Source organism: Achromobacter sp. 01N37, from assembly GCF_056399725.1.
Window position 1 is genome coordinate 225575 of the sequence record NZ_JBFTRX010000003.1, and the last position, 15430, is coordinate 241004.

Genomic DNA, 15430 nt, shown 5'->3' on the forward strand with positions numbered 1-15430 from the left:
GGGCGTTGGCGTTCTTGAGGGAGCATCGTCATGCATGTGAATATTCTCTTGTTCGAAGGGCTGACCCAGCTGGATATGACCGGCCCCTACGAGGTCCTGGCGAATGCGCCGCGGTTTACCGTGGATTTTGTCTCAAAAAGCCTGGACCCGGTACGTTGCGACCGCGGCCTGAAATTTTTGCCGACTCAGACGCTGGCATCCGCCACGCAATGCGATCTGCTGGTGGTGCCGGGCGGGCCGGGCACGGATGATGCCATCGTTGACGCCGATTGGGTGGCGTTCACCCGGCAGCAAGGCCTGGCGGCGCAATATCTGTTTGGTATTTGCACGGGTTCTCTGCTGCTGGGCGCGGCCGGCTTGTTGCGCGGCAAACGGGCGTCCAGCCATTGGCGTGCGCGCGAATTGCTGTCGCGCTTTGGCGCGATTCCTACCGACGAACGCTTGTGCGTGGACGGCAACACCTACACCGCGGGCGGGGTGACGTCAGGCATCGACATGGGCTTGAAAGTGGTGGCGGCGCTGTGCGGCGATGACGTCGCCAAGCTGATCCAGTTGCAGATCGAGTACGACCCGAAGCCGCCGTTTCCGGGCGGCACGCCCGCGACGTCGGAACCCGCTATCGTCGAGCGCTATCTGGCCATGTCGCAGGCGCGTTTTGACCGGCGCGCGGCGTTGGTGGACCGGGCGGCGGCGAATATGCCGTAACCCGCCACGAGGTGCGGCGCGGGCTACTTGCCCAGATGGTCCAGCGGCAGCGGGCTTTGCCGCTTGACCGTCTGAATGGCGAAGTTGCTGCGGATGTCTTTCACGCCGGTCAGCTTCAACAGCGTGCCCAGCAGAAAGCGCTCGTAGCCGCGCAGGTCCGGCACCACCACTTGCAGCAGAAAGTCAGACTCGCCCGACACCAGATGCGCCGCGATGACTTCGGGCAGGGCGCTGACCTCTTTGCGGAACTGTTCGGCGTCGCGTTCGTGGTGCCGTTCCACCTTCACGCCGACGAACACGGTCAGGCCCAGACCCACTTCGTCTGGCGCCAGCCGCGCTTCGTATCCCTGAATCACCCCCGCTTCTTCCAGCATGCGCACGCGCCGCAGGCAGGGTGAGGGCGACAAGCCAATCTGCTCAGCCAGCTCCACATTGGTCAGGCGGCCATTCTGTTGCAATGCTTCCAGAATGCGGCGGTCGTAAGCGTCCAGTTCATGTTATGGCATGGAATTAGGAAAAGTGTTTTTCTGCTAGTGGAATGTGCCAATCATCATAATTCCATTGGCATGAATCGCAAGCACATGCCAGCCCGATTTTCCTAGAATGACCGCCTTGAAGAGCATGCGTGGGAGCGCGGATATGGCGGATATGGCGTTGTTTCTTGGGGCCTTGCTGATTGTGTACGTGGTGCCCGGGCCGGACATGATCCTGTTACTGGAAACCGGCGTCCTGCGTGGGCGCGGGCAAGCGCTGGCGGTCGCGGTGGGGCTGGCGATTGCGCGTGCCGCGCATGTGACCTTGGCGGCGCTGGGTTTGGCGGCCTTGTTCAAAACCCATCCCTGGGCCTTCGACGCTGCGCGCACGGTAGGCGGCTGCTATCTGGTGTGGTTGGGGGTGAAGTTGTTGCGCGCGAAGCCGGTGGCGCTTGATGCGACGGGCCAGCCGGCGGCGGGCGGCAAGGGGCTGGGCGGCGCGTTGCTCAGCGGCGTGCTGACCAACGTGCTCAACCCCAAGGCCTTGCTGTTTTGCTCGGTGCTGCTGCCGCAATTCGTGTCGCCTGCGCACGGGTCCATCGGACAACAATTTGCCGTGCTGGGCGTCATCCTGGTCAGCCTGGGGCTGACGTTCGACGTGATCTGCGCGTTGGCAGGCGGGGCAGTGGGGCGCTGGATGTCAGCCAGCCCCCGCGCTCAGAAAGTGCAAAGCGTGATCTTCGGCACGGCGCTGATCGGCTTCGGCTTACGCCTGACGTTGGCGCAGCGCCCGGCGTGATGCCGGGCGCTGTATGGCGAACGGGTTTTGGCAGAGCCTATTTGCCAAAATCTATTTGCCGGCCGCGATCTGCCACCCCTTAGATCTGCCACCCCTTACTTACCGAACGCAAACTCACCGGCGTCCACGTCTTCGTCTTTAGCGGGAGGCGGCGTGGCGCCGTCTTGCAACATCTCGGCTGCCGTCATGCCCTTGGTCAGTTCCAGCGCCTGCCGTTCGAACAAGCGCCGATACAGGCCGCCCTTCAAACGGACCAGCACATCGTGGCTGCCTTCTTCGATGATGCGGCCGCGGTCCATCACCAGCAGACGGTCCAACGCGCGCACGGTAGACAGCCGGTGGGCCACCACCAGCGTCGTGCGGCCCACCATCAGACGGTCCATGGCCTGCTGGATCAGCACTTCGCTTTCGCTATCCAGGCTGGACGTGGCTTCGTCCAGAATCAGGATGGGTGAGTCCGCCAGGAACGCCCGCGCGATCGCCACGCGCTGGCGTTCACCGCCCGACAGCTTCACACCGCGTTCACCCACCAGCGTGTCGTAACCCTTGGGCAGCGACATGATGAACTCGTGCGCGCTGGCCAGCCGCGCCGCCTGCTCGATCTCGGCTTGCGTGGCGCCGGGCCGGCCGTAGGCAATGTTCTCGGCCAGCGTGCGGTGAAACAGCACCGGGTCCTGCTGCACGATGGCGATCTGGCTGCGCAACGATGCCTGCTTCACCTGGGCGATGTCCTGCCCATCGATGGTGATGCGGCCGTCGTTCACGTCATACAGGCGCTGAATCAGCTTGATGAACGTGGTCTTGCCCGAGCCCGAATGCCCCACCAGGCCGACGCGTTCGCCCGGCGCAATGCGCGCGGAGAATTTGTCGTACAACGCGGTGTTGTGCGAGCCATAGCGGAACGTCACGTCCTCAAAACGGATTTCGCCCGCGGTGACCTGGATGGCGCCTGCGCCCGCGCGGTCAGCCACGCCCAGCGGCTGGCGTTCCATCGCGACCAGTTCTTCCATGTCGTTGACCGAGCGTTGCAGGTTGCGAATATGCATGCCCACGTCACGCAGATAGCCTTGAAGCACGAAGAACATCGTCAACGTGAACGTGATGTCGCCCACCGTTGCCTGGTTGCGTGACCACAGCAGCAGCGATGCGCCCAGAATGGCGGCCTGCATCGCCACCAGCATCGCACCCTGAATGCCGCCGTTCAACGTGGCGCGCACCCAGGTGCGGCGCGTGCGGTTGCGCCACTTGTTCACCACGCGATCCAGCCGCGCTTCTTCGCGGTTTTCAGCGCCAAAGGCCTTGACCACCGCATTGCAGCTGACGGCGTCGGCCAGCGCGCCGCCCATGCGCGTGTCCCACGCGTTGCCCAGGCGCGCGGCGGGCGCGACAAACCCCAGCGACAACGCGGCGGTGACGGCGATGTACAACACCGAACCCAGGCCCACCACCAGCCCCATCAGCGGCCAATGCGCACCCAGCAATGCGGTGGCGCCCACCAGCATCACAACGGACGGCAGCAGCGCAATCAGCAGCGTGTCGTTCAGGATGTCCACGGCCCACATGCCGCGCGTGATCTTGCGCACCGTCGAACCGGCGAAGCTGTTGGCATGCCAGTCCGTGGACAAGCGCTGCACGCGATGAAACGCGTTGGACACGATGCCGTTCATCATCTTCAACGTGAAGGTGATGATGTTCTGGAACACGGCCTGGCGCAGCAGCGTGCCGCCCACGCCCAGCGCCACCAGCAGCCAGAAGGCGGTGATGGCGGCGCTCCAGGCCAGCTCGTTGCCGGATGAGCCAGAGGCCACTGCGTCGACCAGTTTGCCGGCGTACATCGGCGTCAGGATATCGGCCACAGCCGACAGCAGCGCCAGCAGCACGATGACAAGCGTGCGCCAGGGTTGCAGGCCCCAGTGCCGAAAGGTAAAGCCCAGAACATCCTTAAAGGCCTGTCCTCGAAAGTCGATTTTTTTTCTAGCCATAACAATGGCCTGGCGGCACAAGACACGCCAGGATGTCCTTGTGATGAAAGAGGGATAACAAGCCATGCGCCGAATGGGCACAGGCGACTGCGTTCAGGTTTTTGGAACAGGCACGGAGGACCAGTCGCTAGGTAACGGTCTAGCGATGGGTCCGCGCGGGCGACGACTTAGTGGCGTCGCGGGGACACGCGCGGGACGGCGTTCGGCATGGGTTGAATCATCATGCAGCCTCCCTGACGGTGAGTTGAGTGGACGAAAAGAAATGGGCACACGCCCGAATTGCTGATTCTATAGAAATGAGTTATGGGAATCAACGGGGCCAGAATGCGGATCGGGTCTGCTGTGGGTTTTTTTCAACGATCAATGTTCCAGGGTCAGCCAGAGCATCGGAGCATCTGCAAAAAAAACCCGCCTCCTGATCCAGGGTGCGGGTTTTTTGCGTCAGGGCCGGAGCACGCCTGTTGCGGATTCCGTCATTCCTTCTTGTACGCCAGGTAGTCCAGATGGATTCCGATATGGTCGGCGATGTAGCGGGCGTCGTGCCAAACCCCCCAGATGAACGAGGAACTTCGGTTGGTGAGGTTGGGCAGGCCGAGGAAGTAGATTCCTTTTTCGGCGGAGATGCCGCGCTTGTGGATGGGGTAGCCGTTTTGGTCAAACGTGTCGACGTCGATCCAGCTGAAGTCGACCTTGAAGCCGGTTGCCCACAGGATGGTCTTGATGCCGGCCTCGGCCAGGTTCAGGCTTAGGGTGGGATAGGTCAGGCACTCCGGGTCGGGCAGCAGTTTCCAGGCATCCGGCTCGGGCGGAAGGTCCAGGCCATTCTGCTCGATGTAGGCGTCGGCTTCGCGCAGGACTTCGAAGTAGTCGGCATCGCCCTGGGCGACATCGCGGCCAAGGTTGTCGGCGAAGTGCAGCACCCCGTTTTCATACGATGTCGTGATGCCGACCAACTGGATGCCGTCGTGGGCAAGGCGCCGGAAGTCGATGGTCTTGCCGTTCTCGTAGCCGCTCACGGCGAAGGCGACGTGCTCGCGCTTGGGCTTTTTCTTCACTTCGTCCCACATGCCCAGCGCGCCCAGCCACCAGCAGTAGTCGCGTCCGCGGTAGGAGCGGGGCGGCCGGTAGTGTTCGCCCACGGACAGGTAGACGGTGCGGCCGGCCTGGCGGAGTTCTTCGGCGATCTGCGAGCCGGAGGCGCCCGCGCCGACGACGAGCACGGCGCCGTCGGCCAATTGCCCCGGGTTCTTGTAGGCCGAGGAATGAAGCTGCTGGATGCCGGCGCTTTCCGGCACGATTTTCGGATAGGTGGGGATCTGGAAGGGGCCGGTTGCGGCGACCACGTGCTGAGCTTCGATGGTGCCCGCAGAGGTGGTGACGGTGAAGCCCGGGCGCTTGTCGTTGCGCTGCACGCGCAGGACTTCGACGCCAGTGCGCACGGGCGCATTGAGCATCTTCGCGTAGTCTTCAAAGTACTGGGCCATGCGCTCCTTGGGCGGGAAGATATCAGGCCCGACGTCATCGAACTTCAAACCCGGAAAGCGGTCGTGCCAGGCGGGGCCGTTGGCCACCAGCGAGTCCCAGCGTTCGGAGCGCCAGCGTTCGGCGATCCGTTTGCGTTCGAGCACGATGTGCGCAACGCCCATCGCGCCGAGGTGCTCGCTCATTGCGATGCCGGCCTGGCCGGCGCCGATCACCAGCGTGTTGGTTTTTTCAATTGACATGTGAAGATCCTAAGGAATACCGAGACCCTGGTGCGTCTCGTGGCTGACACGACGATCCGATTGGCACGCAGTGTGACCCCGAAGCCTCAACTTGATAACTTCGTTTTTCGGACGGCTGACTTAGGAAAAAGCAAAGGTGTCGGTTTGCCCCGGGCGGCACACGCCATTGCGCTTGCGCCGTCATGATTTCTTTTTTCCGATGGCCCCCATCAGCATCGGCAATGCACTGGAAATAGGGCTTTACCGTATTCTTGACTGCACCAGAACGCTGGCGCCGCAGCACTTGCGTGCCATGCGGCCACCGCCTGTTTTTCCCGGAATTCTCGCGCCGGGAAACTGATCTTCAGTGAGTGCAGCAGCCATGCCGAATAGTCCCTATTCCTCCGATAGCTCCAGCGCGGTCAGCCTGGAGGGAGTGGTCAAGAAATATCGCGGTCACGCGGTGCTTCAACAGGTGTCCCTGAAGATCGAGCGCGGGGAGTTCCTGACGCTGCTGGGCCCGTCGGGCTGCGGCAAGACCACCTTGCTGAACCTGATCGCGGGATTTGCCGACGCGGACAACGGCGAGATCTTCATCGACGGCACGCCCGTCACGGCGCTGCCGCCGTATCAGCGCCAGATCGGCATCGTGTTCCAGAACTACGCGCTGTTCCCGCACATGACCGTAGAGCGCAATATCGCGTACGGCCTGCGGATGCGGCGCGTGCCGGCCGCCGAGATCGAGCGGCGGGTGCGTGAAGCCATGGCGCTTGTAAAGCTGGATGGATTGGGCGAGCGCAAGCCGCGCGAGCTGTCCGGCGGCCAGCAGCAGCGCGTGGCGCTGGCGCGGGCGTTGGTGATCCGTCCTAAAGTCTTGTTGCTCGACGAGCCATTTTCCGCGCTGGACAAAAGCCTGCGCGGCGCCATGCAGGTGGAAATCCGCGATATCCAGCGCAGGCTGGGCGTGACGACGATCTTCGTCACGCATGACCAGGGCGAAGCCCTCAGCATGTCGGATCGCATCGCCGTGATGAACCAGGGCGTGATCCGGCAAGTCGCCACGCCGGACGAGCTATACCGCAATCCGCAGGACCCGTTCGTGGCATCGTTCCTGGGCGACGTCAACATCCTGCCCGCGCACTATCACGGCACCAGCGCGGAAACCATCCAGCTGCGCCTGGGCGCGGGGCTGACGCATATCCCCCGCCAGCGCTTGGTGGGCGGGTCGCACGAGGGCCACCGGCTTGATCTTTATGTCCGGCCTGAACATATCAAGCTGGAAGCGCTGCATAGCGGATCGGTCCTGAGCGGCACGGTCGTCAACCACGTGTTCCAGGGTGATCACGTGGATCTGTACCTGGATGTGCACATTCCTGTGGAAGGGCGCCAGCACGTCATGGTGCGCACCTTCGACCTGAACTGCCTGCATGAATGGCCCGTGGGCGCCGTGGCGGGGCTTGCCTTGCCCGGCCACGGGGTCAGTGTCTTCAACGCGCCGTCCTGAATACGGCTTCACGCGATGCCCCTTCCTGGCGGCCGCGCCTGCGCAGCCGCCGAGTTTCCATTCGTCTGCGAGGCACAGTGCCATGAATCAAATCCCCGCTGAAATGCAAGCCATCATCGCCCGCGAGCCGGGCGACGCCACGGTGTTGACGCTGGCCGGCAGGCCAGTCCCGGCGCCGGGTCCCGGTGAAGTGTTGTTGCGCGTGCATTCGGCCGGCATCAACCGGCCCGACATCATGCAGCGCCAGGGCGTGAGCAAGCCGGCGCCGGGCGTGACCGACGTGCTGGGGCTGGAAGCTTGCGGCGAGGTCGCGGCGTGCGGACCCGGCGTGCCGGATTCCTTGCTTGGGCAACGTCTCATGAGCCTGCTTGCGGGCGGCGGCTATGCGCCGTGGTGCGTGGCGCGCGTGGATCATTCCCTGGCAGTGCCCAAGGCGCTGGACGACGCGCAGGCAAGCGCACTGCCGGAAGGCCTGTTCACCGTCTGGCACAACCTGTTCGAACTGGGCCGCCTGCGCATGGGTGAGACCGTGCTGATCCATGGCGGGGGAGGCGGCATCGGCACGCTGGCCATCCAGATGGCGCATGCCGCTGGCGCGCGGGTCATCGCCACGGACGGCGAACGCGATCGCTTGGATGCCCTGCGCGAACTCGGCGCCGACGAGGTGATCTGCTTTCATGACACGGATTTCGTGGAAGCCTGCGCGGCGTTCACGCAAGGCCGTGGTGTGGACGTCGTGCTGGATATCGTCGGCGGCGATTATGTGCGGCGCAATCTGCAGGCGCTGGCCTTCGGCGGGCGCCACGTGAGTCTTTCTTTTCTGCAGGGTTCGGCCGTCAACATCGAACTGCTGACCCTGATGCAAAAGCAGTTGAGCTTGCACTCATCGACCATGCGTCCGCAAACCGATGCCGAGAAGGCTCGGATGGCGGTCGCGCTCAGGCGCCACGTGCTGCCGTTGGTGGCCGCGGGCCGCGTCCGGCCCAGGATGGCGCAAAGCCTGCCCCTGGCCGACGCCGTGCGCGCGCATCAGTTGCTGGAAAGCGGCAAGGTGTTCGGCAAGCTGGTCCTCAAACCCTGACAAACGGAGAACGGATTGAAACTTCTCTATGCCCCGACGTCCCCCTTCGTGCGCAAGGTTATGGTGTGCGCGCACTTGACCGGCCAGGCCAAACAGATTGAATGGCTGGCCAGCGCCGCGCATCCGGTCAACCGCGACACGCGCATCGCCGCCCACAATCCGCTGGCCAAGGTGCCCACCCTGATCCTTCCGGACGGCAGAGCGCTCTACGACAGCCGCGTGATCTGCGAATACCTGGCCGAGGCCGCCGGCGATACGCAGTTGTTTCCGGCGGGTCCGGCTCGCTGGGTCGCGTTGACGCGGCAGGCCCTGGGCGACGGCCTGCTGGATGCCGCCTTGCTGGCGCGCTACGAGCACACGGCCCGGCCGGCCGAGATCCAGTGGCCGCAATGGCGCGAGGCGCAGCTCGTCAAAGTCCAAGCCTGCCTGGCGGACATCGAGTCGCAGGCAGACGACCTGCCGCGAACGCATCCCAGCATCGGTGACCTGACCCTCGCTTGCGCCTTGGGGTATCTGGATTTCCGCTTTCCCGAATTGGACTGGCGCACGGCGCATCCGCGCGCCGCCGCGTGGTTCTCCGTATTCAACGACTTGCCTGCCATGCAGGCGACCCTTCCTCACGAAGCCTGAGACTGCCTCCATGACGACGCCAAGCGCCACCCCTGCATCTTCCACGGTCTGGTTTCTTAACGGGCCGAACGCCAATCTCTACGGACTGGACGCCAACAAGACTTATGGCTCCGACAGTTTTCCCGTGTTGCAGCAGCGCTGCGAAAGCAAGGCCGCCTCGCTGGGCATCCAGTTGAATTTCGTCCAGTCCAACCATGAAGGCCAATTGGTCGACTGGATTCAGGAAGCGCGTGGCGCTGCGCAGGGCGTCATCATCAACGCGGCCGGCCTGACCTATTCGTCGGTGCCGATCCTTGATGCCTTGTTATCCTTTCCAGGCAGAATCATCGAAGTCCACATGAGCAACATCTGGCGGCGGGAATCGTTCCGCCATCATTCCTATATTTCCAAGGCCGCGGATGGCGTCATCGCGGGGTTGGGCGGCGATGGCTATGAGCTTGCCATCGAGGCCATGTCCCGCCTGATCCACCGCGGCGCCTGAGGCAGACCGGCCATGCACGCATCCTCCCGCCCCGCCGTGTCGGGTGCAATGATCTTCTATAGCGATTTCGACGACTACACGGCCTGGCGCGACGCCATGCAGGCGTGCCTGCCGGACTTGCGTGTGGTGCACGCCAACGACGCGCATGATCCGGCCGACATTCATTACGCGCTGATCTGGAAGGCGCCGTCGGGCTTCTTCAACCGCATGAAAAACCTGCGCCTTATCGTGAATCTGGGCGCAGGGGTGGATTCGATTGTCGGCCGCGAAGACCTGCCCGCCGAGGTGCCCATCACCCGTATCACCGATCCTAATATGGCGCGCATGATGGCGGGCTATGTGCTGTTTGCCGCCCTGCGGTATGCGCGTGATATTCCTTATTTCGAAGCGGCGCAGCGGCGGGGCGAATGGGCCTATCGCCATCCGCGCTCGCCGGAGGCGGTGCGGGTGGCGGTGCTGGGCCTGGGCGAACTGGGCGCCTATGCGGCGCGCGAACTGTCCCGCCAGGGGCTGAACGTGCTTGGCTGGTCGCGCAGCCCGCGCAACATCGAAGGCATCGAATGCCACGCCGGCATGGCGTCGCTGGATACGGTGCTGTCGTGCGCCGACATCCTGGTGGTGATGCTTCCGCTCACCCCGCAGACGCGCGGCCTGTTGAACCGTGAACGCCTGCAACGCCTGCCGCGTGGCGCGGCCCTGATCAATGTGGCCCGGGGCGCGCTGGTGGACCAGGCCGCCCTGACCGACCTGCTGCGTAGCGGTCATCTGGGCGGCGCGACGCTGGACGTCTTCGAGCGTGAACCTCTGCCGCCTGGCGACCCGCTCTGGGCCATGGAAAACGTGCTGATCACGCCTCACCTGGCATCGGTCGCCATTCCGGCATCCGCTGCCGGACAGATCGCCGACAACGTGCTGCGTGTCAGCCAAGGCTTGCCGCCCGTCAATCGCGTCGATGCCGCGCGCGGCTATTAAGCGGCGCCGCCCTGGCCCACGGGCCAGGGCATGTTGACCGGCTCTAGTGGTTGTCCTCGATATTGAGAATCCGGCCCAGCCCGAGGAAGCGGTTCGCGAAGATCAGCAGGCTGGCCGTCACCACGATATACACCACCGACAACGCGGCGAGCGTCGGGTCGGCGAACTCGCGCACATAGTTGTACATCGTCACGGGAAGGGTCTGCGTGCTCTGCGTGGTCACGAACAGCGACGCGGTGAATTCGCTGAACGACATGATGGCCGCGAACAGCCAGCCGCCGAACAAACCGGGCGCGAGCAAGGGCACGGTGATGGTGCACAGGACCCGAACCGGCGACGCGCCCAGGCTGGCGGCGCTTTGCTCCAGGCGCTCGTCCAGGTTCTCCATCGAGACATAGACGCTGCGCAACACGAAAGGCAAAACAAGAATGACGTGGCACAGGATCACGATGCCGTAGCCACGATCAATGTTCAGCTGCGCCACCAGAATCAACAAGCCCAGTCCCACCGTGAAGTGCGGGATCACCAGCGGCGAGAGCAGAATCGCCTGCAGGATGTTCTTGCCGGGAAACGCCATGCGCTTGACGGCAATGGCCAGGCCGGTGCCGATGACCAGCGCCAGCAACGACGACCAGAACGTGACGACCACGCTGGCGCGAAAGCCGTCGCGGAAATCGGAGTAGGTGAAAACACGCTCGAACCACCGCCAGGACCAGGCCTGCGGCGGAAACGTGAGCAAGGCTTTTTCATTGAAGGAAGCCAGCACCACCACCACGACGGGCAGCAGCACGAAGGCCAGGATAAGCGTGATCAGCACGGGCGCGCCGATGCGCAGCCATAGGGGCAGGGATTTACGAAGACCCATGTCAATGTCCTCCAATGACTTTGAGACGGCGCGTGACGCGGCCAAGCAGCATCAGCGCGATCGCCGTCAGGCCCAGGCCCATGACGCTCAGGCTGGCCGCCAGGGGAAAGTTCATGGACGAGAATCCCAGCTGGTAGACCAAGGTGGAAACCGTTGGAACGCGGCCTCCGCCAATCATTTGCGGCGTGGCGAAGGCGCTGAACGTCCAGGCGAATGAAGTCGTGATGCTGGCCAGGATGCCCGGCATAGACAGCGGAAGCGTGATGGTCAGGAACGTGCGGACCGGCCCCGCGCCCAGACTTTCGGCGGCTTTCTCATAGTCGCGGTCGATGTGGGAAATGGCGGTGGCCAGCATCAGCACGACCACAGGAACGGTAACGTGCACCAGCGCCACCAATACGCCAAGATGACTGAACATCAACGCAAGCGGCGTATCGATCACGCCTAGCTTGAGCAGCATCGAATTGATGAAACCCGTACTGCCCAGCACGATGATCCACGAATAGGTGCGCACGATCTCACCCAGAAAGAGCGGCGTGATGGAGACGATCAGGATGAAAGACTTGATGTAGCGGTTTCGCACCCTGACCAGCGCATACGCCAATGGGTACGCGACGAGCAAGGAGAAGACCGTGGTTTCCACGCTCAGGCGCAAGGTGTTCACAAAGGCATCGACGTAAATCTGCTTGCCCATGCCCGAGAAGTTCGAGAGCGTCAGGCCGCCGACATCCAGCGACCCGGGAATGAAAGTGCGCAAGCTGTACTGCAGCACGGCCGCCATGGCGACGCAGATGCATAGCGCGATGAAGCTGGCCGGGGATATCAGCCATCCTCTCAGGGTGGAACGCGCATCCATGTTGGACCCATCCTTCGTATAGGGTGAAAGCGTGGCGGCGCCGCGGCCGGCAAGGCCGCGAGGCCGCGATATCGGCAATCAGTTCATGATGTTTTCGGTAAACCACTTGCGCCACTCGGCGGTCTTTTCGGCGCGCAGCTTGTCATCGATGACGATGGCCTGGGTATCCCATTGCTGCTTGGTCGTGAAAACGCCCGGCAGCGCGGCGTCTTCGGGCGAGACCTTGGCGTCGTCGATGACGGGGCTGGCTTTCTTGGCGGCCACGATCTTGGCCTGCACGTCTGGCGACAGCGCGATGTTCATGAACTTGTGCGCCAGGTCGGACTTGGCGGTGCCTTTCATGATGCCCATGGTGTCCACCCCCAGCACCGCGCCTTCCTTGGGCATCGCCACCTTGATCGGCACGCCTTGGCCGATCATGTAATAGGCGTTCATGGACAGCACGATCTGCACGGGCGTCTCGCCGGCCGCGATCAGTTGCTGGCTGTTGGCATCGTTGGTGTAGAAGGCCTTGAAGTTGGGTTTCAGGGCCTTGAGTTTGTCCTGGCCCTTTTCCCAGGTGCTCGCGTCGCCGCCCGAGAGCAACGCCGACACGTCGATGATATGGCTGGGGTCGAAATCGGGCGCGGACAGCTTGCCTTTCAGCGCCGGGTTCCAAAGATCGTTCCAGCTGTTGAAGGTGATGCCGGCGGGAACCAGATCGGGGCGATAGCCGATGGTGTACACATACGCCCAGCTGCCGATATGGTACGGGCTGATCTTGGCGCGATCGACCAGGTGCGAGTAATTGGGAATTTTGCTCAGGTCCAGCTTCTCGTACAGGCCGCCATTGACGTAGAGCCAGCCGATGTGCGATGTCGTGAACGTGATGTCGCTTTCCGGCTTGGTGGCGAGCTTGGCCTTGTTCAGGCGGTCGATGGTGCCGCCCGTGATGTACTTCACCGGCACCCCTGTCTGCCGCGTGAACTCCTTGCCGATGGTCTCATCGATAAGGTCCCGGAAGCTGCCGCCCCAGGTGCTCACCACCAGGGCATCCTGCGCGTGCGCCGTGCCAGTGAGGGCCGCGCCGGCCAGCATGCCCGCGCCAATGAGTTTCTTGATCATGACATCCCCTTGTCTATGTTGTGAACTACAAAACCTGCTCTAGGAAATTCTTCAGGCGTTCGTTTCTGGGCGAGGCAAAGAACTGTTCGGTGGGCGCGGTTTCGATGATCTCGCCGCGCTCCATGAACACACAGCGGTTGGCCACCCGGCGGGCGAAGCCGATCTCGTGGGTGACGCAGATCATGGTGATGCCGGTCTGGGCCAGGTCTTCCATGATGCGCAGCACGGAACCCACCGATTCCGGATCGAGCGCCGATGTGGGCTCGTCAAAGAGCATGATGCGCGGGCGCAGGCAGAGCGCGCGCGCGATGGCCACGCGCTGCTGCTGCCCGCCGGAAAGCTGGATCGGATACTTGCCGGCCTGTTCGGTCACATTGACCTTGGCGAGGTACTCCCGTGCCGTCTGTTCGGCTTCGCTGGCCGGCGTCTTCAAGGCGATCTTCAGCGCGAAGGTGCAGTTTTCCAGCACCGTCATGTGCGGAAAGAGATTGAAGCTCTGGAACACCATGCCCAGCTGGCGCCGAACCTGCTCCACGCTTTCCGGGCTGCGGGTCAGGGCGGTGCCATTGACGTGGATATCGCCCGAATCATGCTGTTCCAGATGGTTGATGCAGCGGATCAGCGACGACTTCCCGGACCCCGAAGGCCCGCACAGGATGACGATTTCGCCGCTGGCTACCTCAAGGTGAATATCGCGCAAGGCGTGGAACGACCCGTAGAACTTGTTCAACCCCGAGATGGATACCGCGGGCGCGCAGTCAGCGCGAACGGAGGACAACGGCGGCGTGATGCTGGACAGGATGGCAGTCATGATGGTTCGCGCTCTGATAGACGGTCGGCCGGACGGTTCAGACTCTGACGAGATAGCGGTTCAACCTGCGATCCGCGATCGAGAATCCAAGACGTATGCAGTTGGTGATGCACCAGTAGATGGCCGCCGCCGTGATCAGCGGCGTGAACGGGTCATAGGTGTAGTCGAACACCGTGTTGGCGGCCGCGGTCAGGTCAACCAGCGTGATGGCGCTGACGGCCGCCGTGCTCTTCACCATGATGAGCAACTCATTCTGATAGGCGCGCAGCACATAGCGCGCGACCAGCGGGAGCCGCAAGCGGAACAGGATCTGGGCGGGCTTCAGGCCCAGGGTCTGCGCGGCTTCGATCGTTCCCTTGGGAATTGCCGCCAGCCCGCCGCGGATGATCTCCGCCATGAAGCCCGAGTGCGTCATCGACAGACCCAGCCAGGCGCAGACATAAGCGCTGGAAAAAATGTTCCACAGAAAGGTGTCGCGCACGAAAGAGAACTGCGGCAGTCCGCTATAGATCAGATACAGCAACACCAGGCTGGGCACCCCGCGGAAAAAGCCGATGTAGCTGCTGGCAAAGAGGGCGCGCGGGCCTGGCCGGAAGCTTGCTAGCGCAACCGGCAGCGCCAGCAGCAGACCGATGACCAGCACCGGCAGCAGCACCGCGAACGTTGTGCCGGCGCCGGCCAGCAGTTTGGGCAGGCTCTCCCAGGCCACCTGGAAATCAAAGTGCATGAGAGGCTCCCTGGGTCACGACGGGATGAAAGCCGCGCGCGGCCCACGTTTCAACGCGGCGGGCCACGAAGTAGGTCAGCCAGGTCATCATGAGAAAGAAGCACGCCGCCAGCATGTAATAGACGAAGGGCTCCTTGGTGACGCCAGAGGCGAGCTTGGCGTAGGCCATGATTTCCTTCAGGCCGATCAACGAAATGAGCGCCGTGTCCTTGAGCACGACGATCCACATATTGGTCATGCCGGGCAAGGCCAGGCGCAGCATCTGCGGCAGGATGACCTTTAACCAGATGGCGCTGCGCGGCACCAGCAGCACGCGCGCGGCTTCGAACTGCCCGTGGGGCACGTTCTGGATTGCGCTGCGTATCAAGTCGGCCAGGTAGGCGCCGTACACCATGCCCAGCGCCGCCACCGCCGCCATGAAAGGCGTGATCTCGATACGCTGGCCGATACCGAACGGCGAGAGCAAGCCGGCGACGATCTGCGAGCCGCCGTAATAGAACAGGAAGCCCACCAGCAGCGAAGGCACGCCCGTGAAGATGGACGCATACGGAAGCCAGATGATTCTGGCCAGCAGCGTTGGCCGTAGTGTGATCAGGGCAAAGAACGTCCCGATCGCGAGCGCCAGCAGATAGGCGCAGACGGCGACCTGGATCGTCATCATCGCGCCGGTCGCGAGTTGCTGCACGAAACCCATCGAAGGCATGAGGTATTCCTAAAGCCTGTTCACATTGAAAGGC

The 15430-nt window shown here is 63.1% G+C and carries 16 protein-coding genes; 7 read left to right on the top strand and 9 right to left on the bottom strand.

Going from position 1 to position 15430, the window contains the following annotated elements:
- The first annotated feature begins 30 nt into the window (after positions 1-30).
- The gene (locus AC1DSJ_RS07210; RefSeq protein WP_441371192.1) at positions 31-705 is read left to right on the top strand and encodes a DJ-1/PfpI family protein; all 675 of its coding nucleotides are present in this window, start codon (positions 31-33) and stop codon (positions 703-705) included.
- Between the two features lie 23 nt (positions 706-728).
- Here the strand turns inward: AC1DSJ_RS07210 and AC1DSJ_RS07215 are convergent, their stop codons facing one another.
- Positions 729-1196, bottom strand: a complete 468-nt coding sequence (locus tag AC1DSJ_RS07215) for an Lrp/AsnC family transcriptional regulator (RefSeq protein WP_441371316.1) — start codon at positions 1194-1196, stop codon at positions 729-731.
- Positions 1197-1353: 157 nt separating this feature from the next.
- Here AC1DSJ_RS07215 and AC1DSJ_RS07220 point away from each other — a divergent pair, with 157 nt between their 5' ends.
- Positions 1354-1977 carry a LysE family translocator gene (locus tag AC1DSJ_RS07220; RefSeq protein ID WP_245636414.1) on the top strand — a complete coding sequence of 208 codons (624 nt, stop codon included), beginning with the start codon at positions 1354-1356 and terminating at the stop codon, positions 1975-1977.
- Between the two features lie 95 nt (positions 1978-2072).
- On the opposite strand, the gene AC1DSJ_RS07225 is transcribed toward AC1DSJ_RS07220, so the two are convergent.
- Positions 2073-3959 carry an ABC transporter ATP-binding protein gene (locus AC1DSJ_RS07225; RefSeq protein ID WP_441371193.1) on the bottom strand — a complete coding sequence of 629 codons (1887 nt, stop codon included), beginning with the start codon at positions 3957-3959 and terminating at the stop codon, positions 2073-2075.
- A gap of 473 nt (positions 3960-4432) precedes the next feature.
- On the bottom strand, positions 4433-5683 hold the full coding sequence (locus tag AC1DSJ_RS07230) for a flavin-containing monooxygenase (protein WP_054426225.1): 1251 nt from the start codon (positions 5681-5683) through the stop codon (positions 4433-4435).
- Positions 5684-6044: 361 nt separating this feature from the next.
- Here AC1DSJ_RS07230 and AC1DSJ_RS07235 point away from each other — a divergent pair, with 361 nt between their 5' ends.
- The 5 genes from AC1DSJ_RS07235 to AC1DSJ_RS07255 all read left to right on the top strand — a co-directional run bounded on the left by AC1DSJ_RS07235 (position 6045) and on the right by AC1DSJ_RS07255 (position 10330).
- Positions 6045-7166 (top strand): ABC transporter ATP-binding protein, encoded by a 1122-nt coding sequence (locus AC1DSJ_RS07235; protein ID WP_175169944.1) that lies wholly within the window; start codon positions 6045-6047, stop codon positions 7164-7166.
- A gap of 82 nt (positions 7167-7248) precedes the next feature.
- Positions 7249-8247, top strand: coding sequence for an NAD(P)H-quinone oxidoreductase (locus tag AC1DSJ_RS07240; RefSeq protein ID WP_054426223.1), 999 nt, complete (start codon positions 7249-7251; stop codon positions 8245-8247).
- A gap of 15 nt (positions 8248-8262) precedes the next feature.
- Positions 8263-8877: a glutathione S-transferase gene (locus AC1DSJ_RS07245; protein ID WP_175169945.1), complete on the top strand. Its 615-nt coding sequence runs from the start codon at positions 8263-8265 to the stop codon at positions 8875-8877.
- 10 nt (positions 8878-8887) lie between these two features.
- On the top strand, positions 8888-9358 hold the full coding sequence (locus tag AC1DSJ_RS07250) for a type II 3-dehydroquinate dehydratase (protein WP_441371194.1): 471 nt from the start codon (positions 8888-8890) through the stop codon (positions 9356-9358).
- Positions 9359-9370: 12 nt separating this feature from the next.
- On the top strand, positions 9371-10330 hold the full coding sequence (locus AC1DSJ_RS07255) for a 2-hydroxyacid dehydrogenase (protein WP_054426217.1): 960 nt from the start codon (positions 9371-9373) through the stop codon (positions 10328-10330).
- 43 nt (positions 10331-10373) lie between these two features.
- On the opposite strand, the gene AC1DSJ_RS07260 is transcribed toward AC1DSJ_RS07255, so the two are convergent.
- The 6 genes from AC1DSJ_RS07260 to AC1DSJ_RS07285 form a co-directional block, all read right to left on the bottom strand.
- Positions 10374-11195: an ABC transporter permease gene (locus tag AC1DSJ_RS07260; protein ID WP_054426215.1), complete on the bottom strand. Its 822-nt coding sequence runs from the start codon at positions 11193-11195 to the stop codon at positions 10374-10376.
- A 1-nt stretch (position 11196) separates the two neighbouring features.
- Positions 11197-12051 carry an ABC transporter permease gene (locus AC1DSJ_RS07265; protein ID WP_175169947.1) on the bottom strand — a complete coding sequence of 285 codons (855 nt, stop codon included), beginning with the start codon at positions 12049-12051 and terminating at the stop codon, positions 11197-11199.
- Positions 12052-12129: 78 nt separating this feature from the next.
- Entirely contained in the window at positions 12130-13155 is a 1026-nt protein-coding gene (locus tag AC1DSJ_RS07270) for an ABC transporter substrate-binding protein (protein ID WP_054426213.1), read from the bottom strand.
- A gap of 25 nt (positions 13156-13180) precedes the next feature.
- On the bottom strand, positions 13181-13966 hold the full coding sequence (locus tag AC1DSJ_RS07275) for an amino acid ABC transporter ATP-binding protein (protein WP_441371195.1): 786 nt from the start codon (positions 13964-13966) through the stop codon (positions 13181-13183).
- Between the two features lie 37 nt (positions 13967-14003).
- Entirely contained in the window at positions 14004-14693 is a 690-nt protein-coding gene (locus AC1DSJ_RS07280; protein WP_054426209.1) for an ABC transporter permease, read from the bottom strand.
- Positions 14683-15396: an ABC transporter permease gene (locus AC1DSJ_RS07285; protein WP_054426207.1), complete on the bottom strand. Its 714-nt coding sequence runs from the start codon at positions 15394-15396 to the stop codon at positions 14683-14685. The genes AC1DSJ_RS07280 and AC1DSJ_RS07285 overlap by 11 nt, the downstream gene beginning before the upstream one ends.
- Between the last annotated feature and the right edge of the window lie 34 nt (positions 15397-15430).